At 70.0% G+C, this 24,101-nt stretch carries 16 protein-coding genes; 9 read left to right on the forward strand and 7 right to left on the reverse strand.

All coding sequences use genetic code 11. The features are described 5' to 3' along the window. Positions 1–32 precede the first annotated feature (32 nt). Positions 33–3,221 (reverse strand): AAA family ATPase, encoded by a 3,189-nt coding sequence (locus FNH08_RS08215; protein ID WP_152770722.1) that lies wholly within the window; start codon positions 3,219–3,221, stop codon positions 33–35. Beyond that, positions 3,218–4,540 (reverse strand): metallophosphoesterase family protein, encoded by a 1,323-nt coding sequence (locus FNH08_RS53480; protein WP_322723999.1) that lies wholly within the window; start codon positions 4,538–4,540, stop codon positions 3,218–3,220. The genes FNH08_RS08215 and FNH08_RS53480 overlap by 4 nt, the downstream gene beginning before the upstream one ends. Before the next feature lie 134 nt (positions 4,541–4,674). On the opposite strand from FNH08_RS53480, the gene FNH08_RS08225 reads away from it, so the two are divergent. The 8 genes from FNH08_RS08225 (at position 4,675) to FNH08_RS08260 (ending at position 18,855) form a co-directional block, all read left to right on the forward strand. Beyond that, entirely contained in the window at positions 4,675–5,514 is an 840-nt protein-coding gene (locus tag FNH08_RS08225) for a hypothetical protein (protein WP_152770724.1), read from the forward strand. Positions 5,515–5,564: 50 nt separating this feature from the next. Further along, positions 5,565–6,710 carry a hypothetical protein gene (locus tag FNH08_RS08230; RefSeq protein ID WP_322724000.1) on the forward strand — a complete coding sequence of 382 codons (1,146 nt, stop codon included), beginning with the start codon at positions 5,565–5,567 and terminating at the stop codon, positions 6,708–6,710. Between the two features lie 2 nt (positions 6,711–6,712). Then, on the forward strand, positions 6,713–8,218 hold the full coding sequence (locus tag FNH08_RS08235; RefSeq protein ID WP_152770743.1) for a hypothetical protein: 1,506 nt from the start codon (positions 6,713–6,715) through the stop codon (positions 8,216–8,218). Next, positions 8,208–9,554, forward strand: a complete 1,347-nt coding sequence (locus FNH08_RS08240) for an AAA domain-containing protein (protein WP_152770725.1) — start codon at positions 8,208–8,210, stop codon at positions 9,552–9,554. The genes FNH08_RS08235 and FNH08_RS08240 overlap by 11 nt, the downstream gene beginning before the upstream one ends. A 223-nt stretch (positions 9,555–9,777) precedes the next feature. Continuing rightward, the gene (locus FNH08_RS08245) at positions 9,778–11,322 is read left to right on the forward strand and encodes a DUF2397 family protein (protein ID WP_152770727.1); all 1,545 of its coding nucleotides are present in this window, start codon (positions 9,778–9,780) and stop codon (positions 11,320–11,322) included. Beyond that, positions 11,319–12,614 carry a DUF2398 family protein gene (locus tag FNH08_RS08250; RefSeq protein ID WP_152770728.1) on the forward strand — a complete coding sequence of 432 codons (1,296 nt, stop codon included), beginning with the start codon at positions 11,319–11,321 and terminating at the stop codon, positions 12,612–12,614. Before FNH08_RS08245 ends, FNH08_RS08250 begins: the two co-directional genes overlap by 4 nt. Beyond that, positions 12,611–17,620, forward strand: a complete 5,010-nt coding sequence (locus FNH08_RS53485) for an SbcC/MukB-like Walker B domain-containing protein (RefSeq protein ID WP_152770730.1) — start codon at positions 12,611–12,613, stop codon at positions 17,618–17,620. The genes FNH08_RS08250 and FNH08_RS53485 overlap by 4 nt, the downstream gene beginning before the upstream one ends. Next, positions 17,620–18,855 carry a TIGR02679 domain-containing protein gene (locus FNH08_RS08260; RefSeq protein ID WP_152770732.1) on the forward strand — a complete coding sequence of 412 codons (1,236 nt, stop codon included), beginning with the start codon at positions 17,620–17,622 and terminating at the stop codon, positions 18,853–18,855. Before FNH08_RS53485 ends, FNH08_RS08260 begins: the two co-directional genes overlap by 1 nt. Before the next feature lie 255 nt (positions 18,856–19,110). Here the strand turns inward: FNH08_RS08260 and FNH08_RS08265 are convergent, their stop codons facing one another. The 3 genes from FNH08_RS08265 to FNH08_RS08275 form a co-directional block, all read right to left on the reverse strand. After that, positions 19,111–20,400, reverse strand: coding sequence for a hypothetical protein (locus FNH08_RS08265; protein WP_152770734.1), 1,290 nt, complete (start codon positions 20,398–20,400; stop codon positions 19,111–19,113). 38 nt (positions 20,401–20,438) lie between these two features. Then, positions 20,439–21,296 (reverse strand): hypothetical protein, encoded by an 858-nt coding sequence (locus FNH08_RS08270; protein ID WP_152770736.1) that lies wholly within the window; start codon positions 21,294–21,296, stop codon positions 20,439–20,441. 220 nt (positions 21,297–21,516) lie between these two features. Continuing rightward, positions 21,517–21,999 (reverse strand): hypothetical protein, encoded by a 483-nt coding sequence (locus tag FNH08_RS08275; protein WP_322724003.1) that lies wholly within the window; start codon positions 21,997–21,999, stop codon positions 21,517–21,519. Between the two features lie 86 nt (positions 22,000–22,085). Here FNH08_RS08275 and FNH08_RS08280 point away from each other — a divergent pair, with 86 nt between their 5' ends. Next, positions 22,086–22,964: a hypothetical protein gene (locus FNH08_RS08280; RefSeq protein WP_228033976.1), complete on the forward strand. Its 879-nt coding sequence runs from the start codon at positions 22,086–22,088 to the stop codon at positions 22,962–22,964. Positions 22,965–23,035: 71 nt separating this feature from the next. On the opposite strand, the gene FNH08_RS08285 is transcribed toward FNH08_RS08280, so the two are convergent. Together FNH08_RS08285 and FNH08_RS50635 are read right to left on the reverse strand one after the other, a co-directional pair. Next, positions 23,036–23,866 (reverse strand): hypothetical protein, encoded by an 831-nt coding sequence (locus FNH08_RS08285; protein ID WP_194238412.1) that lies wholly within the window; start codon positions 23,864–23,866, stop codon positions 23,036–23,038. Next, the coding region (locus tag FNH08_RS50635; RefSeq protein ID WP_194238413.1) for a hypothetical protein at positions 23,863–24,101 on the reverse strand (239 nt) is incomplete at its 5' end. The genes FNH08_RS08285 and FNH08_RS50635, both read right to left, overlap by 4 nt.

Consider the following 24,101-nt stretch of genomic DNA (forward strand, 5'->3'; position numbering starts at 1 on the left):
ATCCCCACGGGCTCCCGTACTCCCCCAGTGTCCTATCGCACCAGTGCCTGTAGGCCGCCGACCAGATCGGCCTGTGCCAGTTCGTCGCGCTGGGCCGGTGTGAGCCAGCGGGCGGACGATCCAGCAGGTGTCCGTTCCACCAGCAGTACGTCGTCGACGGCCTCGGCAACAGCGTGCAGATGGCTGATCACCATCACGAGGCGATTCCCGTCGGCTTGGGTGCGCAGTACCTCAAGGGCGCAGTCCAGTGCGGTGGTGTCGAGGGCGGCGAAGCCTTCGTCGAGGAACAGGGAGCCGAGGGCCGGGCCGCTGCGGGAGTGCAGTTCGGCGAGCGCCAGGGCCAAGGCGAGTGATGCCTGGAACTTCTCTCCTCCGGACAGCCGGCTCGGGGGGTGGGCGACGCCGGAGGCGCGGCTGACGATGTCGAAGCTGTCGGCGAAGCCGAAACGCCCGTCGGACATTTGGCCGAGCAGGTCGCTGGCGACACCGAGCAGTGCCTGGGTGCGCAGCATGGTGAGGTGGTTCAGGAACTTGGCGTCGACCAGTTCGCGGCGCAGGACTTCCAGGGCTTCATAGCGGGCCTTGCCCGCGGTGATGGCGAAGTCCAGGTCGGCAGCCGGCTTGATCAGGTCCTGTGCTTCCTGCTGCTTCTGGCGCTGGTCGTTGGCTTCTTTGGTTGCCTGTCCGGCTGCGTCAACGAGGGGGTAGAGCGCTTCGGGTGTTGTCAGGTCGGCGTTGGTATCGAAGCCGTCGACATCGGTGAGCGCGCTGGCGTGCTCGCTGAGGGTTTTCTGGGCAGTGGCTGCGTGGTCTGCGGCGGCGACGGCATGCTGGGTGAGCTTGTCTCGCAGCGTTGAGGTGGTTGTCGACAGGTGGGCGGCGTACTCGCGGATTTCGGCGATCTCTGGCCGGTCCGGGGCCTTCGGCGCCTGGTGCTGGTCGGACACATCGAGGTACCTGATGGCCTGGGCGACGGCCTGGGCCCACATGTCCAGTTGGCCGCGCAGGGTGCTCAGCGGATGGTCCAGCCGGGCCTGAGTGTCCTTGTCGAGGGCACGCTGTTGGCCAAGTACGTCGGTTTTCTCCGCCCTTGCCTTTTCCCTCTGGTCGAACAGCTCTTGGACTTCGGCCTGCCGGGCAGCGACAGCGGCGGCGGCAGCGGCAGCCTCGTCAGCGAGGACGTCGATCGCATCGTCCGGCAGCATTGCTCGGATGCGGGAGGGAAGCATGCCGGCCTGGACGGTGGTCCCGGCCACGGCACGGGTGTGGCGCTCGAAGGCTTTGGCGGTGTCGTCGGTGCGGCGTTGATGGGCTCGCGTGCGCTCGGCCAGAGCCGTGCGGCCGGCTTCGATCTCGGCGGTGCGGCGGTGTCCTTCGGCCTGTAGTTGCTCGGCGTGCGTGGCGGCTGCCTTTTCGCATGCGGCGATCGCGTCGGTGATCGGTGCTGTGTCCTGCTCGAGTGGTGCAGTGCCATCAGGGGTCGGGGCAGCCAGGGCTGCAGTGGCCTCGGTCAGTGTGAGTGATGCCGATTCGGCGTCGAAACCTGTGGGGGTTTCGGCGGCCAGAGCCGCGAGGTCTGCGAAGGCACGCACCGCGTCTGCACTGGTCTCCTGCGCTGTCTGCTGTGCGCTGTGGTGCTCCCTCTCGCGTTCAAGAGCCGCCTCGTCGGCGGCGGTCACCGCGGCACGGGCTTCAGCAAGCCGTTCGACGGCCTTGTCACGTGCGGTTGTTGCCCGGCTCAGCCGGTCTGTCGCCGCGGTCAGCTCGACCGTGTCCGTGTCCGTCGGGGGTGCGAAGTCGTCCGGGACCCGCTGGTGGCACAGGAGACAGTCGTCACCGGGGCTCAGTTCGGCAGCGAGCGCGGCGGCCGTGTCGTGTCGTCGCAGCGCCTGAAGATGAGTGTCGGCTTCCGCGACGGCTTTGCGTGCTGCCTCTGCCTCCGCCTCCACCGGGCCGAGATCATCACGGGCGGATGTGCGCCGGTCCACTGCGGTGGCGTGTGCGCTCGCGGTGCCGGCGACGCGGCGGGCCGCCGTCAGGGCTGTGGTCAGCGTGGTGCGGACGGTGATCGCGCATGCGCGGATCCGGGCGCTCGTCCTGGCGGCGGCGTGGGCCTGCTCGGCCAGCGGTTTTGCGTTTTCGGCGGCCTCGGCCAGTTCTGCTTCGGCTTCGGTGAGGGCGTCGCGTTCGCCGGCGAGTTGTTCGGCAAGTCCGGTGAGCCGGTCGCGCTCGCTGCGGTGTTCCTCGGCGTGTGCCGCGAGGGTCTTGAGGATCATGGCGGATTGAGCGAGGGCGTCCTGGCCTTCTCCGGCCGCGTCTGCCGCAGTGATCGCTGCGGTCAGTTCGCGTTCTCGGATTACGGCTTGGGCGGCGCGCTGGTCCAGGGCGGCATGTTGTGCGGCGATGTCGGTGGCGACCGGCTCGAGTGCGTCGAGTGTGGCGCCTGCATCGGTCACTGCGCACGTTGACAGTGTTTCGGCGGTGCTGGTGGCCGACGCCGCGGTGGCCCGGGCTGCCAGAACCTCGCTCCGCAGTGCGGTGATGCGCTCGATGGCGGTCTTCAGCCGTTCGGCGTGGGCGGTGGCTGCGTCGGCGGCTGCGCCGGCTTCCGCGGCGGTCTGCTCGGGGTTGTCCGGCATGGGGGCGCGTTTGGCTCTCGCGTCGCTCAGCAGTGCCTGGAGAGTCTGGCTGTGGCGGGCGGCCATCTGCTGGACCAGTTCCAGTGACTCGGCGCCGAACAATTCCCGCAGCCGTGGGCTGCGTTCCTTAGGTGTGGCGGTGAGGAGTTGGTCGAACCTGCCTTGTGGGAGCAGTCCGACGCGCAGGAAGGTGTCGTAGCCCATCTGCAGGACCGCTTTGATGCGGTTGTCGACGGCGGTGGCGCCGTCGGTCTCCTCGCCGGTGTCCAGGTTTTTCAGGTGGTGCCGGGCGGCGTTCGGGTTGGTGGCGTGCATGGTCCGGTGTATCTGCCAGCGTTGTCCGTCGTGCAGGAAGGTGAACTCGACGCTCATGGCCTGTGCACCGTCGGCGATGAGATGTCGGGGTTCTCTGGCATCCCAGGTGCTTTTGCGGAACAGGGCGAAGACGATGGCGTCGAGCAGGCTGCTTTTGCCGGCGCCGGTGTCGCCGAGGGCTGCGACCAGGCTTTTGCCGGTGAAATCGATCCGGGCCAGGTTGGGGTAGCTGCGGAATCCGGTGAGAGCGAGTACCAGCGGTTTCATCGTGCTGCCTCCGCTGTGGTGGTGTCGGTGCCGGTCAGCAGGCCGGAGCGGTCGATGCTGTCGAGGGGGCGGCCTGCGATGGCGGCGGTCAGCAGGTTCTCCTCGCAGCACGGTGCGGGATCGTCGGGGTCGGGTTCGGCTTGCAGCTGGGCGAAGGCGGCCATGACACGGTCCAGGGCGGGGCCGGTGGTGCCGCGGCCGGGCAGATAGTCGCGCAGCAGGTCTTCGATGTCCGGCAGCTCCCTGGTGGAGGTCTCCCGGTCCAGCACGCGGTGGGCTGCATCGGCGCGGCGTTCTTCGACGTCGACGATCGTCGCGTGCGGCAGCATCGTGGTGAGGGTGTTGGCCAGGGACGGGTTGAAGGCTTCGACGTTCACCACTGCTTTCACCCATGCGTCTCCGACCCGGCCGGCGAGCTGGGCGATCTCTTCCAGAGTGCCTTCCAGGCGGATGAGTCGGCGGCCGGAGGTCAGCGGCACGGTCTCGATGAGGGGCTCCCTGCCCGGGCCGATCTCGGCCAGCACGACGCTCTTGGTGTCGCCCCTTTCGCCGAAGTCCATCTGCAGCGGGCTGCCGGCGTAGTAGGCCGGGAATCCGGCGCGGGCGACGCGCTGTGGCTTGTGGATATGGCCGAGGGCGCCGTAGGCGACGCCGGGCATGTCGGTGGCTGCGGCGGCGTAGTCGTCGGCGATGGAGATTTTCCTCTCCGAGTAGGAGGGGGCGGCTCCTTCGACGAACAGATGGGCGGCGAAGACCAGAACGTCTCGGGCGCCGCTGCCTGTGGTCAGGCGGCGGTAGGCGTCGGTCTGGACGGTGCGCATCCGCTGGGCGTAGGTCGCGGTCGTCAGGGCGGGATCGGCGAAGTCGTAGGTGAACCGGTTGGGGTGCAGGTAGGGCAGTGCGCCGATGCGCAGCGTCAGGTCCCCGTCCTTGGCGGGGTAGTCGGCGACGAGCAGCCGGTCGGGGCGGGCGTCGGTGGCGAAGCGGACCCGGGCCTGGTCGTGTTCGCGGTTGCCCATGTCGTTGAGCACGTACTCCACGAATGCCAGAACGTGAGTGGTGTCGTGGTTGCCGGCGACGACGACCACAGGTGCGATCGCGCCGAGGCGGCGCAATGCCTGTGCTGCGCGGCGTATGTCGTCCAGGCCCGGGCGGGAGCTGTCGAACAGATCGCCGCTGTGCACGATCAGGTCGGGGGCGAACTCGTCGGCGATGTCGATGATTTCGTCCAGGACGGCGTCGACTTCGGCGTCGCGTCGGTAGCGGCCGATCTGGCGGCCCAGGTGCCAGTCGGAGGTGTGGAATACGCGTGCCGTCACGGGGCGCCTCCAGGGGGACGGTCTGCGGGCGGCCGCGGGCTGCGCCGCTCGGCCAGAGGTTCGGTGGCGCCGACTGTACACCGAATCTCAGGAAGAAGTCTGGAAAACTCTGGAAGTCTGGTAGCGTCTGGGGCATGAGTGATCCGCTGGACGCCCTGGAGAAGAGCATCAGCACCCTGCGTCGCGCGATCCGCGACGCTTCCGCCGCCGGTGACACCGAGCGCGCCAGCGAGCTGCGGGCGCAACTGCGCCGTGCCGAGCGGGCCTGGGACGCCCTCCTCGACGCCGACGAACCAGCGCCCGCGCCGCCCCGACCCGTGCCGGAAGCAGCCCCGGCCGCCCGGGGATCGCAGCTCCCGGCACGCGAGCACGTCCACCGCGCCCTGATGCTGCTCGGGACCCCGGCCGCACCCAAACTGATCGTCGGCGTGCACGAGGCGTTCTTCCCGGGCGAGCTTTCCGCGTCCAAGCTGTCCAGCCTGCGCCGGGACGAGGAGCGCTCCTACCGCTCCAGCCCCGGCGCCCGGCCGTACTACCTCCCCCCGGCACTGGCGCACGACCTACTGACACCGGTGCGGGCTCTCGTCACCATCAGCACCTGGACGCTGGAACAGCGCATCATCGGACCGCACTCACCACGCGTCGACTTCCTCACCGGCGCGATCCGCATCGCCGAGGCGGTGCACACCGCGGCACAGTCCCGAAGCGGGCCCAGCCCGGAGGCGCTGCGGCTGCTGTGGCGCTTCGCCGTGAACATCCCCGACGCGATGCCGAAAAGCGCCTCCGGTCACGAGAATGCTCTGGATCCGGAGCAGGTGATCGAGGCCGCCCAGGCCGAGCTGGACGTGCACGCCGACGCCGACCGAGCCGCCCGGGCCGAGGCCTCGCGGCGGGCCCGCAAGTCGCTGAGCGACGACCAGCAGCTGTTCGGCGCACCCTCGCAGGGCGTCACACACCTGCGGGCCCGGGCCTGACCCTCTCCGTCAACAACAGTCCCCTCTCCCCTGCAAGGATCTCCGACACCGTGAAAGCACCCGTCGACGACCGACTGGCCGCGCTGCGCGGATCCGCAAAGCGCCGGCCCTACAACGCCCGCTCGCTGGCCGCCCTGGAGAACAACCCGCGCTGCACGCTGCGGGCCCTGCTGGACGCCTCCGGATCCGACAAGGCCGCGATCGCCGAGCACGCCGGCTACCCCTCCCCCTTCGGCCAGTCCGCCTTCGCCTTCGCCCGCGGCAACACCTTCGAAGCAATGGTGAAGGACAACGGCTGCGCGGAACTCCTGCGCGTCCTGCGCGAGACGCTGAAGCTGACGCTGCCCGAGGTGGCGTACCGGGACCTGAACGACGTCGGCGGCGACGGCCGCAACGAGACCCGCCGCGACCACACTGCCGAGGTACTGCTGCAGGCAGCCCAGGGCACCGGCGACGGCACCCTGTTCGACCACCCGATGCTGTACCTCGAGGTCGGTGGGCAGGAGGCGTTCCTGGAGCCGGATCTGGTGGCTTTCCGTATCGACGGCCGCTTTTACATCGTGGAGATCAAGAGCTTCCCGATCATCGACGGGCAGGCTGACCCGGCGCAGGTGCGGTCGGCGACCACCCAGGCATGCGCGTACGTCATCGCGCTGCGCGCTCTCCTCGAGGAGGCCGGGATCGGCCCGGAGGCCGTGTCCGACACCATCGTGCTGGTCGCACCGAAGGACTTCACCAACCGCCCGACCGCGGCGTTCGTCGACGCCCGCAAGCAGGTTTCCGCCCTGACCCGTCAGCTGGCCCGCATCGAGCGCATCAGCGACCTCGTGGACCTGCTGCCCGAAGGGCTCACCTTCGACCTCGACATCGACAAGGACAACAAGCGGCCCCGCCGCCCGGCCGAAGAACTGGCCGAGGCGCTGGAACAGGTGCCCGCGACGTACCGCCCGGACTGCCTGAACCACTGCGAGATGGCGTTCTACTGCCGCGCCCGCGCCCGCGCGGAAGCCTCACTGGACGTACTCGGCCCGGCGGTGCGCGAGCAGTTGGGCGGGATCGACACCGTGACCATGGCCCTTGGACTGGCCCGCGGGCAGCTGACTCCGACCGCTGACCAGAGCGACATGGCAGCCGCGCTGCGGCACGCCGCACGGCTGCGCGCCGAGCTGACCGGAGAAGTCGGGGGTGCCGCGTGAGCATGCTGTCTGCGTTGGCGCATGTAGAGGCGATGGAAACCATGGAGGCGGTACACCAGACCGAGTTCCGCCACCGGCGCCTGTCGGGCCGGCCGCTGGTGATCATCCCGCTGACCATGGCCGGAGAAGCCGGAGCTCCGCTGGCGGCCATGGTCGGCACCGCCAAGAGGGACATGACGCTGCTGGTCGTGCCTCAGCCCCGCAACCGGGACCAGAGGTTTACGTTCGCCGCCGACCTGGGCCGGATCGTGATGAGGTACATCGACTCCTACCGCCAGGACCGCCGCGGCGACGGCGAGCGCTCCTATTACAGCGACGCGCCGCAGATCCTCGTCCCCAACCACGGCGGCATCAAAGCCCTGGCCGACCTCGGACGCATGTGCCGCTTCCGCTCGACGTCCGGCCCCTACGCCGTACCGGACGTCGTCCCCGAGTTCGGCATGTGGCTGACGTTCCTGGTCGACACCGCCGAAATGGCCGGCACCTCCATGCTGCTGCCCGTCACCGCGATGCTCAGCGAGCACTGGGCCACCGGCCAAAGCACGCTGGAGGACCAGAACCTGGCCTCCCTCATGGCCTGGATCGCACCCCCGGACGGGCTGAGCGTCGAGCAAGCCCTGGCCGACGCGGAGAATCCGGACATCTGCCCGCCGGCGGGCCCGGCGACGTCCCCGGAGTTCGACAACCGGCACCTGGCACCTGCGATCAAACGGTTCGACGCGGCCCACACCCTCGGCGACCCGCACGAACTGACCACTGCCCAGGCCGAGTTGCGCGACCTGGTCGCAGAACAGGTCAAGCCCACCTGGCGCATGATGTGGACAGCCATATCGCTGCTGCGGTCCGTCCCCGAAGCACCGCGGGCCGCCAAGCGCTTCGAACGCGACTGCGTGTCCTTCACCTCCTACTCCGACTACCGGGATGCCGGCGGCTTTCCCCAGCGCAAGCGGGACACCGCGATCGGCGCGGCACAACGCCTGAGCCGGCTGGAGCGAGCGCTGGCCGACTTCGAAGCCGATATGGCGTTCGACGACCCGTTCGTGCTGGCCGACCGGCGCAGCGCCGGGGAGGCATTCGCGGGAACGGTCCAGGAGAGCGAGCCCGGCCGAATGGTCACCACGGCCAAGAACAGACGGGTGCCACGCCCGTACGTCACCCTCCGCACCGACGACCCCATACGGCTGGCCGCCGGCACCAAACTGATCAGCCCGTCCATGCCGGCAGGCCACAAGGCCGTCATCGCCTCCGTCCACCCCGACGGCGACACCACGCTGGTCACCGTGGAGGTCACCGGCGGCATGGGACGCTCGCGCACCCCGAACTCGGGCACCGTCCCGGAGCCCGGCCAGCACCTCGCCTACCTTCCCGACCCGGGCTGGCGCCCGACACCCGTGTTCCCGGCATCCGATCACACCCCGTGGACACACAGCCCCGGCCCCGACGAGCCGGACACCGACTCCGCCGTACCCGAGGACGCCGCCGCAGAGGAGTGGGGCCATGACGACTGACGACACCACTGCACCCGACCCGGCGGCGGCCGCGGCTGCCGCCACTTCGGCAATCCTGGCCGACCTGGCCGACACCCGGCACAAGGCCGTCGTCGTCGACTCCCCGCCCGGCGCCGGCAAGAGCACCCTGGTGGTCCGCGCCGCCCAGGAACTCACCGCAGGCGGCGAACGCCCGATCATCGTCGCCCAGACCAACAACCAGGTCGACGACCTGATCGAGAATCTCGCCAAAAAGCACCCCGACATCCCCGTCGGCCGCCTGAGCGCCACCGACTACAGCCCGCCACCGGACTTGGGCGGCCTGGCGAACACGACCGTCGGCCGCACCCTGGCCGATCTGGCCCGCTGCCGGATCATCGTCGGCACCGCCGCCAAGTGGGCTACCGTGCGCGACAGCACGTTCGGCTGGGCGATTCTGGACGAGGCCTACCAGATGCGCTCGGACATGCTGCTGCAGATCGTCGAGCGTTTCGACCGCGGCCTGTTCGTCGGCGACCCAGGCCAGCTGGACCCCTTCACAATCGTCGGCACCGAACGCTGGATCGGCCTGCCGCACGACCCGACACACAACGGCGTCAGCGTGATGCTAGAGCACAATCCCAACATCCCCGTGCACCGGCTGCCGGTGTCCTGGCGCCTCCCGGCTTCCGCCGCGCCCACCGTCAATGAAGCCTTCTACCCGTTCACCGACTTCACCGCCGGAACCGCCCACGGCACACGCGCCCTGCAGTTCGACACCGCCGCGTTCGGCAGCACCGACCTGGACGAGACCCTCACCATGGCCTTCACCACTGGCTGGGCCCTGCACGAACTCAAGCGCCGCCACGTCCCACGCACCGACACCGAAACCGTCCAGACCGCCGCCGACCTCGCCGCCCGGCTGCTGGAGCGCGGAGCGGTCGCCACCTGCGAACGCCACCGCGACGGCCGCACTCTGACGGCCCGTGACATCGCCATCGGCGTTGCCCACCGCGACCAGGCCGACCTGGTGCGCACCGCCCTCACCCGGACCGGCAACCCGAAGGCCCCGGGCGTGGCGGTCGACACCGCGAACCGGCTGCAGGGCCGCGAGTTCGAAGTCGTCATTGTCGTACACCCGCTGTCCGGCCGCCGGGACGCCACAGCCTTCCACCTGGAGACCGGACGGCTGTGTGTCCTCGCCTCCCGCCACCGGCAGGCATGCATCGTCGTCGCCCGCGAAGGAATCGCCGACCTCCTCGACAGCCACCCCTCAATGGACCCGGTACACCTGTCCGTGCCGGCCAAATTCCCCGACGGCTGGGAAGCCAACCAGGTCATGCTGGCCAAGCTCGCCCAGCACCGCGTCGCCGCATGATTCTCGTACAGCGCCCGCACCCCGCGTGCCCGGCTTTCCCACCGAATCCGCAAACGCATTCGCTTTTCGGGTTTCGTCAGTGCCGGCGGCGGGACGGCAAAGTGCTAACGGACCGCGCTTCACGCCCTGGTAGAAAACAGCCGTTGTTCCCGGTTCGCGGGAGATCTGCCAGTGACGGCCTTCAAACTGGAAAGCCCTGTACACGTGGGGAGCGTACGAGGCGATGGGCGGAATGGATCAATCGCGACAGTGGTGGCGGAGCGTTCTGTCCAGCGACTGGACTGTATTCGCCCTGCCCGAGGACCTGGTGCGGGAACGCTATACAGCCCTGCTGGCTGCGTTGGAGGAATTGTCCACCCGCGGCCCGATGTGGACACCGGCTCAGATCCTCGAGCAGCTGCGCACCGTGGGTTACCACGATTGGCTGGCCGAGGAGCAGTTGCTGTCGTCGCTTGAGCAACTGGCCAAGTGGGAGCTCGCCAAGCCGTTCAGGGACTATGCGGCACCAGTGCGCAACTACCGCGGGGTGATCTCGCGGCAGGAGGCCTGGGCGCTGACGCTGCGGGGCCGTGCACTGGTGGCCGCCGTGCGGGCAGCGGTGCTGGACTCCCGTCGTGCACTGCAGCTGCCGAGCCGGCTGCTGGACGGTGTGGAGCAGACGGTCCGCCGGATGCTGGAGCATTTCCAGAACGATCCTGGACTGCTGACAGGGGACCTCGATGACGTACGGACCCGGATCGATGAACTCCAACGGGTCACGGCCGACTTCTACGGCGCGCTGGCGCAGATGGTCCAGTCCGATGTCACTGACGACGACGTGTTCGGCAGGAACCGGGACCGGGTGCTCGAGGCGCTGCGGCAGTTCCCGCGGGAGTACGGGCGGGCGCTGCGGCGAGTGGGAGACGCTCTGACAGCGCTGCGGGAGGTGGGCCACGGTCCGGTCGTGGAGACTGCGGCCGTGCACGCGGGTCTGGTGGACCCGGCCGAGCAGCAGCGCTGGGTGGACGAGCGGATGCGTCGCTTGGCCGACTTGGAGGCGTGGTTCACGCCTGACGGGACGGTCTACCGGTTGATCGCTTCGGCCACTGGTGCTGTGCACACGCTCCTGATCGCGATCGACCGGCGATACGCGGCCAGGAGGCGAGGGGCGGATCTGGGGGCTGACTTCCGCTCTATGGCGCGCAGTTTGCACCGGCAGAGCGGCGAGGAGCGGGCGCGGCGCGTGTACGGGGCGGCATTTGGGGACTGGCCGGCGTGGCACGCCCAGATCGGTCCGGCTGAGGAGGACGTGGCGCATGCGACGGTGGCGGCAGCCGGACTCACGGTGCACCGCGTAGAAGTGACGCTGCGTGAGCATGAGCGGGTGGGAAGACCGGGTGGCAGGCCCCGCAAGCTGGCGGACACCACCGTGGACAGGGAGAGCGCGCTGGTGCGGGCGCACGAGGAGGCGCAGCTGCGCCGCCGGTTTGCCCGGGTGCTGGTGACGCCTGGAGAGGTGGGGCTGGAGCATTTCGCGGGGTTGGCAGCGGATGCCTCGGTGATCTTGCTGCGGGCGGTGGAGGCAGCGCTGCAGGAGTTCGACCCTGTGCTGGGGTTCGGGTCTGCGGTGGCCGAGGGGGCCAACGTCGTGGTGCGGGTGCGGCCGGGGTTGCCGGACCGGCAGATCCGGGTGGAGTTGGCCGAAGGGGTCTTGACCGGCCCGGATCTGCGTATCCGTGTCGATGCGAGCGAGCAGGCCGACGATGCGGTCACGCGGGGGGCGGCATGAGCGGCGAGGTGCTGGAGGCCGATCTGCGGGATGCGGCCCGGGTGCTGATAGATCGGGGACGGCTTCGGGCCGAGGCTGAGCCGGAGCTTTACCGGGCGGCCGTGAAGGGGCAGGCGGCGTTGGCGGGGCTGTTCCGGTCGGAGCTGGGCTGGACGTTCGAGGTGCTGGAGGTGGCGCAGCTGGTCCGTCTGCACAAGCGGCGTGTGGATGTCCCCGGTGACCGGGGGCCTTCGGTGGCCCGTGGCGGGGGCCGTCCGGTGCTGCTGTCGCAGGAGGCGCTGGTGCTGGTGTGCCTGGTGTGTGAGCAATTGTGGCGGCGGCCGCGGTTGAGCGTGCGGGAGTTGATGCAGGCCCTCGCGCAGGTGTGCGCGGAGGAGGCCGCCTCGGGTGGGCTGCCGCGGGTGCAGTGGGTGGCCGGGGAGGGGACGTCGAAACACGAGGCCCGCTGGCACCGGCAGAATCTGGTGGACGCGTTGCAGGTCCTGGAGGCCGAGGGTTCGGTGGAGGCGGACTCCGACCTGGAGCGGGTCGTGGCGGACGAGGACGCTGACCTTGTGCTCACGGCTTCGAGGGACCGGCTGGCGGCGCGGTTCTCGTCACTGTCCCCCGCGCTGCTCGGCCTGGACGCGCTGCCCCCGCAGGAGCACGCGACGGCGTTGTCGACCGCTTCGTTGCTCGACCCGGTGGCACCGGAGCCGGACCAGGCGGCGTCATTGGAGGAGCGGCGGCTGCAGGCGCTGCGGCGGCTGGTGGACGACCCGGGTGTGGATCCCTTCGACGAGCAGACCTCGGGGACGGCGTACCTGCACACGCTGGCCGGCCGGGAGCGGGGGCTGGCACTGCTGGCCGGCCTGGGGCTAGGGGTGACAGTGCGCCGGGACTGGTGGGAGGTCACCGATCCCAGTGGACTCGGGACCGCGATGGACTTCCCCATCGGGCGGCGGATGGAGCGGCAGGCCGCGCTGGCGCTGCTGGCTCATCTGTCCGAGCGGGACCGGGCAGGTTCGCTGGTGCAGGTGGGCGACGTCGTGGAACTGCTGGAGGGGGTGCGGGCGGTGATGCCGAACTGGGCGGCCGGCCACAGGGCACAGCTTCCCACGTTGGCACGGGCAGCGATCGGTGAGCTGACGGCCGCGCGGCTGCTGGTACCGGTGGCGGGTGAGGCAGAACAGTGGCAGGCGACTCCTGGGGTGCACCTGTGGCGAGTGCGGGTGGCGCACGCGGCCCGCGGCGTGGCGGGGCCGGAGCCCGGCGAGGCGTCCGGTGTGGAACCGGCTGAGGGGGATGCGTGAGGATCGCCGGAAACGGGCCCGTCGGGGCCGAAGGCGTCGGGCTGGGGGTGCCGGTCGCACAGGGCCGCTGGCAGCCCACGCGGGCCGGGGTGGTGAACTCCTGGGCCTGGGCGGAGGAGGAGCTGCTGTTCGGCAACGGGTGGCTGACCCTCGCGGGGCCGAACGGGTCGGGGAAGTCCTTGTCGGCGTCGATGCTGGTCACGGTGCTGCTGGACGCGGACGTGTCGCAGACTGCCTTGTCGGTGTCGGGGAAGGCGGCGGGGACGTTGCTGAGCCGGCACACCGACCGGGACGAGCAGCAGGACCGCACGGGGGTGTGGTGGCTGGAGTACGGGCGGCGCACCGATGGCGGGGCTGTGGAGTATGTGACGACCGGGCTGTGGCTGAGGGCAGTCGGCAAGGCAGTGCACCGGGTGTTCTTCCTGGCGCGGGGGCGGGTCGGGGAGCAGCTGCGGCTGCAGGTGGACCGGGAGCCGGTGCGGGTCGGTGACCTTGCAGCGCAGTTGGCTGCCTGTCAGGGGCAGGCCTTCACCTCCAGCTCTGCATCTGCGGCGTCGAACCGGGCACGGTTGTCGGAGCATCTGCGGGTGGTCGGGGACGAGCACGACTACCGGCGGGCGGTGCGCGAGGAGTTGTTCGCCCCGCTGGACGAGGTGCAGTTCGACGCGCTGGTGGGGGTGCTGCGGAGCCTGCGCAGTGTGCGCACTGCGGAGGCGATCTCCGCGGCCGAGATGGGCCGGTTGCTGTCCAGCGCACTGCCTGCACTGGACAGCGAGCGGCTGACGGTGATCGCTCAGGCGATGGAGCGGATCTCCGAGCTCGAGGACCAGTTGGAGCGTGCCCGGGCGGAAGAGAAGCTGCTGCAGGGCGCGGAGCGGACGTATCGCCGGTATGTGGAGGCGGTGGCGGTGGTCGAGGCCGCCTCGCTGATCGCGGCGAACACTGGGTTCGACGCGCAGACCAGGCGTGAGCGCCAGGCGAGCGAGGAGGCGCAGCAGGCCGGGGCGCGGGAAGCCGAGGCCGTAGGGCTGCTGGCCAGAACACGGGCCGAGATCGGGGAGTTGGAGGGGCGCAAGAACGCGGCGGAGGAGGAGCTGCGTGGGCACGCGGGCGCAGTCCTTCCGCAGCGTGAGAAGCGGGCGGTCGAACTGGCCGCTGCCGCCCGCACAGCGGCCAAACGGTCGGACGAGGTCGGTGCGGAGGCTTCCCGGGCTGAGGGCGCCGCCCGGGAGTCGGCGGATGGCGTCCGGTCGGCGCAGGGCGCCGTGTCGGCGGTGTCCGGGCCGCTGAGGGTGGTGGGGGGCCGGCTGGGCGCGGATGCGGCCCTGGAGGGACTGCTCACCCTCGACGAGCATCTGGTGGCGGCCGAGGCCACGGCAGTGGCCGCAAGCGTGGTCGACGAGGCGTGCGCGGCGCCGCTGGCGTGGGTGGACACCCGGCTCTCCCAGTTGCGGAAGGTGGAAGCCGCGCTCGGCGACCATGCGACGGCGCAGGGACTGGAAGTCGCGGCGGCGGCCGATCTGCGCGAGGCCGAAGGAATCGAGGAAACGGACCGGGCCACGGCCGACCAGGCGGGCAGGACGCGGGCGCGGGCCGAGGACACGCTGCTGGAAGAGATGCGGCAGTGGGCGGACGAGGCAGTGGAGTTGCGCGGTCCCGCCCTCGAACTGCTCGTACGGGACGGTCGCGGCGACGGGGAGCGGTTGCCCGTCGGGAAGCTGACAGCCGGTCTCGCTCAGGTCGCCGGCGAGGCGCGGGCGAGGATCGACGCGGCAGGGCACCACCGGCAGGCAGCTGCGGACCGCGCGGTGGCCGAGCAGGCGGCCGACGCATGCGAGCAGGCACGCATGCTGTGGGAGCAGGAACGCGGCGCGTCCGAGCAGGCAGCCCAGGCGTTGTCCGGGGCGCAGGAGGAGGCCCGGGAGCAGGACGCGGCCGAGCAGGAGGCCCGGGAGCAGCACCAGGAGACGCATCGGCGGCAGGTCGCACAGGCGGAGGCCGCCGTCGCGCAGGCTCAGGAGGCAGCGGACGGGGCCGGATCGGCGTCCGTGGCGGCCTGGGAGCAGTGGCAGGGCCTGGTCGGCGTGTGGCGGCGTGACGCGGTGCTGATCGATGTCGGCATGGTGGTGGAGCCGGCCGGGGACGGGGCCACGGTCGACGCCGCGCACACAGTCGCGCAGATCCAGGTGTCCCTGGAGCGGGCGCACGCAGCGGCCGCCGGGCGGCTCCAGCGTGCGGTGGACGCCGCCGACCAGGCGGCGTCACTCGCGCAGGAAACGGTCCGTGACCTGGAGCAGCAGCTGGAGCAGGCCCGGCGGGCGGCGCCGGTGCCACCCACACCGCTGTGGCGCAGCCGGCAGCCCGTGGACGGCACCCCGTTGTGGGCGCTGGTGGACTTCGCCGGATACTTGACGGACGAGGCCAAAGATCGCCTCGAGGGTGCTCTGCTGGTCAGTGGCCTGCTGGACGCGCTGGTGCGTGCCGACGGGCAGGCGGTGGCAGGGGATGTGACCCTGCGCCCGGGAGCTGCTGTGGCGTCGGGGGCGAGTCTGGCGGACGTGCTCCGGCCCGACGCGCAGGGCCGGATCGCCCCCGAGCGGGTCCACCAGCTGCTGCGGTCGATCCCCCTGGACCCGTCGGCGGGCGATCAGGTCACCATCGCGGTGGCGACCGCGGTCGCACCGGTCGGCTACCAGGCGCGGTTCATCGGGCGAAGTGCCCGCGAACGCGCCCGGCTCCAGCACGTTGCCGGCCTGGAGCAGCAACTCGACCAGGCTCAGGGGGCATTGCACCGGGCACGCGAGGAGACTGCGCGTGCTCGCGCCCGGGTGAACGCCGCCGCGATGGAGCGGGACCGGTTCCCCTCCCCCGCCGGGTGGGAGCAGGCCTGCGAGAGGTGGCAGGGCCTTCTCCAGGTGCTGCAGGAGACCCGCAACCAATCCGCTCAGGACATCCGCCTCGCCGAACGCGGGCTGGCGCAGGCACTGCACGCCCTGGACGTGGCTGCCGCGCGGCGCCGCAGCGCGCTGGAGCTGCTGGCCCAGGAGGCACGACACGCCGAGCAGGTGGCGGCCACGGCACTGGCCGCAGCCCGGACGGCTGAAGGCACCGCGCGGGAGACGGCCCAGACCGCGGCCGCCAGCCACGCCGGGTGGGAGCAGGCGAAGGCCGCCCAGGCCTACGCCGATGCCGAGCAGGCGGGTTTCCCGCCGCTGGATCAGGTCTTTTCGGCCCAGCAGCAGGAGGACGACGCGAGCGAGCAGCTGCAGCACTCCATCAGGCGCACGGCCGAGGGGCGCGAGCGGCACCGCCGGGCCGGCGAGGCCGTGCGCCAAGCGCTGCGGGCGTTGAACCGGGCAGCCGACGCGGGCGGCGGCACCGTGCTGCCCACGGATCCGAAGGCGGCCGACGCCCACCGCGAGGACACCACCTTGATGTTCCGGCAGGTCGAGGCCTGGCGGGGGGCCGCAGGGCGGGTGATCGACCTCGCGGGACGGGCACGCCAGGACGCGGCAACCGCCGGGCGCTGGCGGACCCTGGCAGCCGACGCCGCCCGGGAGGCAGAGCAGACCGCCGTGGACGCGGGGCGCGAGAAGGCGGCTGTCGAGGAGATGCGGCGCCTGCACGGCGCCGAGTACGAGGAGCTGCGCGCCTCGCTGCAGGAGGTCACCGGTGCGCTCGAGCGCGCCCGGGCGCAGGTGGAAGAGTTGCAACACGCCAAGGAAGAGGCTGCTGCTGACGCGGCGTCGGCCCGGGCGCGGCTGGATGAGGTCGCGCCGCTGCGCCAGGCAGCCGAGGAGCACCGCGATGCCTGCCTGACCCGGTTGGGCCGACTCGTCGACGAGGGCCTGGCACTGGTCGACGAGGCCATCTCCACCGGGCCGGAAGGCCGGCCCGCGAACCTGACCGCGGGACTGGCCTGGGCCAGACACCTGCAGGCCGACCGTCACACCGGGCCAGGCACGGGAGTGGGGACGGACCGGCTCGCCGCAGCGATTCGGGCCCGGGACGCTGCGCTGAAGACCCTCGAGGGCGCCGCCCGCACCGCCAACAGCGCACTGGCCCGGTTCAACCGCCAGATCATCCTCACCAACATATCGGGCACCGGTTGGCAGCGTGCCGAGGTCGCCGACCCGGCCGCCGCCCGCGGCCAAGACCTGCGCGCAGCGGTGGAGGCACTGCGCGCGGCAGTCGCCCAGCTGGAACAAGACCTGCGCGCCGACATCAAGAAGGCCATCAAGACCAGCATGTTCGCCCAGCTGCAGCGCGACGTTCAGGTCCGCCAGGATCTCGCCCATCAACTGGTGCAGCAGATCGGCCAGACCCTGGCGGACGTGCGTACCGGGGTGGCCCGGGTGGGCGTGAAGGTCGAGTGGGCGGTACGCAAAGACGCGGACGCAAAGGCCATGGTGGAACTGGTGAAAAGTCCCCCCTCGGACGAGATGTTCGAGCGGATGTATGACGTGCTGCGGCAGCGGATGGACGAGTCCGTCGGGGACACGTGGGCGGACCGGGTCGCGCACACCTTCGACTACCGGGCCTGGCACGAGTGGACGATCTCGGTGACACACTCCTCGTTCAGCGACGGGGACGGGGACCGCTTCAAGGAGGTCAAGCCGCGCGGCATGAACCCGCTGGAGACGTTGTCGACCGGAGAACGGCGCCTGGCCACGATGCTGCCCCTCCTGGCGGCCGCGTGGTCGATGTACAGCGGGGAGTACCGCGGGCCGCGGCTGCTGTCGATCGACGAACTGGACGCGGCGTTCGACGACGCGAACCTTCGGCAGATGCTGGGACTGCTGCGCCGGTGGGAGTTCGACGTGCTGGCGACCGCCCCCTCGATGACCCCAGTGATCAAGAAAGAGGCCGGGCAGGTCGTCATCCACCAGGTCATCACCAGCGGGAAGCACCGCGTGACCGTGCCGTGGCTGTGGCAGGGCCACGGGGAGGCGCAGCCGCTGACGCTGGATCTCGGCCCGGGCTTCGACGGTGGAGTGGCCAGCTGATGGGCACGACATGGGAATGGGTCGCGGGCGATGAGGCACTGGCCCCGCTGTGGGCGGCCGTGCACGACCGGCTGTGCGCAGGGACGGATCCGGCAGCAATGGCGAGTGTGCGGGTGACCGGTCTGCCACCGGCGGGGGTAGCGGCGTTGCGGGCGTGGCTGGACGACGCGGGCCGACTACGGCGTGGCACCTCCGCAGTCGTCGTGGATGCCCGCGGGGCGCGAGTGCCGGTGCGAGCGCTACGTCAGGTACTGCGGCTGGAACCGCAGGACTTGGTGGCACTGGTGGAGCAGGCTGTGGGACGGCCAGTGGTCGACCGCGCGCGGCAGCGCATGAGCGACACGGCGCTGCGCCAGGATGTGTGGCAGTACGCGGCCGCGCAACTGTCGGCGTGTCCGGGGTTGGTCGCGCGGATGCGCGCCGCCGGGATCGGCGTCGACGAAGGCACAGGAGTGCGCAAACTGGTCGACGCACTCGCCGCCGTGGCGAAACGCCTGCCGGCCGACCCGCCCGTCTCGCTACCCAAGCTCGCCCACGACACCGTCGGCGACCCTCATTTCTTCGATCTCGACACTCTCGCCGGCAGCCGACTCGTCACCCTGGTCGCCGAACTGACCGGACAGGTGGAGCCGACACGGCCGGACCGGATCCGCGCCCTGCTCGAGCAGACCGGAGTGGTCCCTGACCGGCTCACCGCCACCGTGTTGCTCCACCACGTCCAGGCCATCGGCGAAGGACCGGTCGACCGACGCCTGCGCGACGCCGTCGCCCCAGTCGCGCTGCACCTGTTCGACCTGACCCGCACTCCCCCACGTCTGGACCCGGCCCAGGTCCTCACCGTGGTGGAGAACCCCTCCGTCCTCGAAGCCGCCCTCGCCCGAGGCCATCCTGCGCCGCTGGCGTGCACCAGCGGACAATTGCGCGCCGTCGACCACGCCCTGCTGCAACTCGCCGTCGACCAGGGCGTGGCGCTGCAGTACACAGGCGACCTGGACGGGCCAGGCCTCGCCATCGCGCACACTGTCGCCCGCCTGTACGGCGCCAGACTCGTCGCCATGGACCTGGCCACACTCCACGACGCCGGAACCCGGCCGTCCGCAGTGTTGCTGGGCCCGCTCGCCGCCGAAGACATCGACCTGCAGCTCGCCCGCGAACTGCGCGACGTGGGCCGGGTGGTCTTCCAAGAACACGACGCCGTTCTGGACCGTCTCCTCCCACCCGCTTCCGCCTACTGAGCTTGACTCATGAAGTCGTTGGGGTGAGGGAAAGTCCGGTCCCGGTGAGGCATCCGTCGATGAGGTGGGGACGATGCCGTGCCAGATGGTCTGAATGAGGTGCTCGGGTGTGGTGAAGGCGGTATTGGACAGCCAACAGCGCAGCCGCCGATACCGTCCGCCACATCAACAACCACAGGAGCGCGACCTGATCTACAAGCCCCCGACCAATCTGTCACGTCACGGACATACACGCCTTCAAACACACCCTTTCTTTCATGCCCGTTTGGACTCGTACGGGCTCCAACCACGCAGGTACGGGCGCAGGTCCTCTGGTGTGATCGTCGGAGGGTCCGGTAGTCCTGGGTTCTGAGGTACGGGGTCGATGCGGTCCGCGTAGGCCCGGGCCCAGGTGGTCCAGGCAGTGGTTGCTTCGGCCACGTCGGTGGTGGCGTGGTGGTCTTCGAGCGCGTCGCAGTAGGCGCGGATGGCAGTGGCTTCCTGCCAGGCCTGTACCTGCGTGCGCAGGGCCTTCAGCCGGTGATCTTCCAGAAGGGCAGTGCGAGCCTGCTGCATCGCAGTCAGCCAGCGTTGGCGTGTCTCTTCTTCCTTACGCTGCTGGACCTGCAGTCGTTCGTACTCGGCGTGTGCGCGGTGGCCGATCTCTCGGAACAGGGCGGGGAGTTTGTCTTCCAGGCGCCAGCGTTGCCGGTCGCCCCAGTGAGAGCGTCGGCCTCGATGGGCGTAGGTGTACTCAAGGCTGAGCTCGAGTTCGTGGGATGGGCGTGTGGTGCGCGCGGTCACGCGTTGCCAGGCGTACTTCGCGCCGCTGGGGTCGGGTACCTCGTAGGAGCCTTCGTGGAAGGAGAGCGGGAAGGAACTGTCGCCGATGGTGATCACCAGGCTGGCTGCTGAACCGGTCTCGGGGTTGCTGACCGTGTAGTTCTTGGCTTCGGCTGCATGGCAGAGGGCATGGAGGATGCGGCGGGCGCGGGGCTGGCAGTCGGGGCAGGCCGGGATGTGTGCTGCGGCGGCTGCGGAGTGCAAGCTGTCTGGGGGCAGGTCGTCGGAGACGGGGACGGTCTCGTTTGGGGGCGTGGAGCGTCGCGGCGGTGGCCCGGGGCGCAGGGCGATGATCAGGTCGCCTTTGTCGCGTCCGGTGTGCTGGATATGGTGGCCGTCGGGGATCAGATGGTCTGCGCGTGCGGCGTGCAGGACGCGGCGCCAGTGGGCCCGCTCGTCCGGGGTGGGGTTGATGATGTGCAGGGTGCCACCTGCTTGCTGAAGTCTGGTGATCAGTTCGGCTGCCTCGGGTGCCGTCGACGGGGCAGAGGCGCTTGGGCGTGGGGCGAGCGTGGTATCGGTGTGGGCGAGGTGCTGGAGGCCGGCTTCGGTGGGGGCTGCGTTCCAGCGGCCGTCGGCCCGGGTTGTGGTGACCAGGCCACGATTGCGCAAGGCGTAGACGGTTGTGGCGAGGTCGGAGTCGTCGGAGGTGATGGGCGTCTGGCCATGGCAGATGCGGCGCAGGACGTCGAGTTGGCGCTCATTCAGCTTGGTGCGGGACACGGATCTTCCTGTCGTCGGTGCCCGGTCGGTCGGGGGTGTCAGTCGTCGCGCTCGGCCTGGCGCAGCGTCTCAAGGGGGATGCCGAGTTCCCGCTCGAAGCGGTCGGCTGCCCGGGTCTGTCCGGCCTGGCGGAGGCTGCCGATGGCCTGCTCCATGAGCTGGCCGATGCGGAGGACTTCGTCGCGCAGGGCCTTGAGTTCTTCGAAGCTCTCGACCACGTCGGCGCCGCACCATTGGCGCAGCAGGTTGTAGGCGGGTTGGTTGCTGCGGTCGACCTCTGCGCAGATCTCGGCGCTGATGTGGGTGCCGGGAATCTTGCCGCGGCCGGGGTAGTAGCGGCCGTAGATCGCGTCTTGGCGTGCCTGGCGTTCGTGTTTGTCCACGACGGCCATCAGGTGGTCGGCGCGGGTGCGGGCCAGGAGTCGTGCCACCTCAACGGTGGTGGGCCAGGGTGCGGTCAGCGCGCCGTCGGTGTCGGTGAAGGCCCGTGGATCGCTGCAGAAGAAGCTTTCGGGCACGTCGAGGAGCGCGGCCAGCGCGGGGACATCGTCGACGTACAGCAGGCCCCGGTCACGGTAGTTGACGCCGAAAGACACAAGCCCCTCCCACAGATGCTCGTCGAACAGGATGACGACCGCCCGGAAGACGGTGTCGTCATCGTCCGGACTGTCCCGCGTCAGCTCGCTCCACCGCTCCTCGCGGGCCAGCCAGGCGTCCTTGTCCTGCCAGGCCACCCGCAGCCGGGCCGGCGGCACCCACTCCTGCCGGCCTTCCGCTTCCTCCGCGACGAAGCGGACTTTGACCCGCACCGGGCGTTGCGTGCCCATCTTCAGGACCTCGACCTCTGCGACGGGTCCGTGGTGTGGCGCCACCCGGTACGCCCACCGCTCCCCCACGTCCACAGGCCCTCCTCTCCTGGCCAACGCCTTGCCACTATCCTGCTCCTGATCACACGGCATGAAGGTGAGCTCCATCAGACCTGCGCCCCCGTAGCGGTGGAAGAAGAGCCAAGTCGAACGGTGTTGTCACCCGTTGGCCAAGGGTCTCTGATGCCGACGCGGACTTCGGGCCCGGATGCTCGATTCCAGGAAGAGCGCTCTGTGGGGCCCGTCGGGGTCAGGCCGCGCACTCGTAGGTGGTGCCGGTCCCGAAGACGTCATCGAAGGGTAAGGCCCGCTGGCTACTGACCAGGTGGTAGGCGCCGTTGGTGGGGTGGAGGGTGTGGAAGCTGTTGTAGAGGACCTCCGCGGGTGTCAGGACATGGAGGTCGCCCAGGACGTAGTACAGCGGCACGGGCGCGTGGACGCCCATGAATTGCAGGCCTGCCAGGGCGCACTTGTGGGAGATGGCGTAGTTGCGGGAGGTGGTGCTGGGCATGCGCGATTTGGCGTCTATGGTGACGAGTTCGCTGCCGCGGGCTGCGATGAGGTCGGGGAAGTAGCGCAGTGCCGAAGGTGTGTGGCGCAGGGCTTGCCGGATGGGTGCCGGGTAGGTGCCCTGTCCGCAGGGGTGGACAATCCAGCCGCGTGCTTCGAGTGCGTTTTTGACGGTGTGTTCGTGCTGGTCTCCGATGGTCTTTCGTGCCAGCCAGTCGGTCACTGCTGTGCCTCCTCGTCCGCGGCCCTCTTCGCGTAGTACGAAGTGCCACTGTTTCGTATTACCACCGTAGCGGCTATCATGCCGCCATGACGGAGTACGTTGACCCACGTTTTCGTCCCACACTGTGGCCCGGATCCACTATCCCGGTCCCGCCCCTGACGCGGCGCATCAAGAACGTGCGCGTCAAGGGCGACTGGATCCTGTGGACCCCGGCCCCCTTCGAGGACCGCCCGGCCGTGGAGCTGCCCGAGGACTTCTACCTGCGCGAGCTGATGGAACTGCCGGCCGACGACATCGAGGGCGCAGCCCGGATGATGGCGGCCTACGGACCCCTCTTCGGCGCCGACCGCGACGATCTGTCCTTCGCCAACGAGGACGTGTACTTCGAGGTGCAGGACATCCCCGAAGCCGACAGCGAGCAGCAGCCCTACCCATTCGGTGTGCACCGCGATCTGGTGGCCATCTACGTGCGGACCGCGCAGGCCGCGATCACGACATGGCTTGCCTGCCAGCGCGAGGGCGGCCTCGAAGAACTCGTCCGACCGCACGTCACCGAGGAGACCCTGGCCGATCTGCGCACACAGACCCAGGACCACAAACCGCCGTGGCCGCAGTCGCTCGAGGAGCTGCAGGAGCTTCTCATCGACGCCGAACTCACCTCGCTACAGGAGGTGTTGAACCGGGCCCTGGGCCGCTTCAGCATCGGCATCGGTGATCTCTCCGACCGCTACCCCACCGTCTACTCCGTGGCGTTCCTGCAGCTGTACAACCACCTCGTCGAAGGCGCCACCGTCCACCACTGTGCCAACGAAAGATGCGGCCGCGCCTTCGTCCGTCAGCGCGGCCGCGCCGCATACCGGCAGCACCGCACCACCGGAGTGAAGTACTGCTCCCGCGAATGCGCCCGCGCCCAGGCCCAACGCGAACTCCGCCGGCGCCGCAAGCAAGAGGCCAGCAATCCCTGAGCGGGCTCGCCAGGCCGCCGCATTCGCCTGATCGCTCGACGCATAGCGGTGCACTCGACGCAGCCGAAGCACTAGCGACTGGTCTCGAGGTCGTTGAGGACGGCGAGGACCGGGCCCCAGCACATGCCGACGGTGTCGCGGTCGGGTGTGACGCCTCGTTCTTGTTGTTGGCGCAGGTGGACGAAGTTTCGGTAGTCACGGACGATCTTCATGAAGTCGTGGGCATCCATCTGGATCCAGCCGCGGGAGCGAGCGGTGTCAAGCAGCAAGGAGAAGCTGGTTCGTTCGGGAGGCACGAGCTTGCCGTTCGGCATGGGGAAGCCTTGCAGCAGGGTGGGGTCGCGGTGGGTGAGGACGTCCAGGAGCAGCGCTTCAGCGAAGCTGCCGATGCCGATGAGCGTGAGGCCGTAGGCGCCGTGCTGTTCGCAGATCTGGGTTTCGGTGACACGCTCCATGAGCTGCTGGAGGAAGGCTTCACTGCTGACGAGGGGCCGTATGCGGGCTTCGAGGTCGTCGGGAGCGGTGAAGACGGTGGTGTGGCCGTCGGTGCCGGGCTGGCCCAGGACGGGACGTCCCGAGACGTAGGTGACGGTGAGCTGTTCGGCGGCGAGGTGAGTGTTGAGCGTCTGGCGCACGAGGTCGGCCGAGGCGAGGCCGTCGTCGTATTCGAGCGGGTCGCAGATGCGGCACAGCAGCCGGCTGACGGCGGCCACATCGTCGGTGCTGGTGAGGATGTCGGAGAGCCAGGGGATGCGGGGTGAGCCGTCGTACTCGGCGGGCTGGGGCCATCCGGCGCGTTGGAGGAGCTGGGTGAGCTGATAGCCCCGGCGTTCGAAGGGGCCGTCGATGTCGACGATGAGGCGGGCGACGCGCTCGAGGGTGAGGGGATCGAGAGGTTTCACTGCGGGGTCTCCCTGTCTGCCGTGTGCTGGGCCTGTTCGAAGGCGCGTGTGAGGCGTTCGACGATGACGCGGCCGCGTTTTTTGAAGCCCAGTTCGGTGATGGCCTGGTTGATGCGGGTGTCGCGGTCGAGCTGGAATCCGTCGCTCAACAGCCAGGACGCCAGGGCCAGCAGGTCGGCGTCGGAGTAGTCGCCGATGCGGTCCGCCGCGGGTAGGGCGGGGCGAGGGCGGCGTG

The sequence above is a fragment of the Streptomyces spongiae genome (assembly GCF_009377185.1).
In the GTDB taxonomy this organism is placed as follows: Bacteria; Actinomycetota; Actinomycetes; order Streptomycetales; family Streptomycetaceae; genus Streptomyces; species Streptomyces spongiae.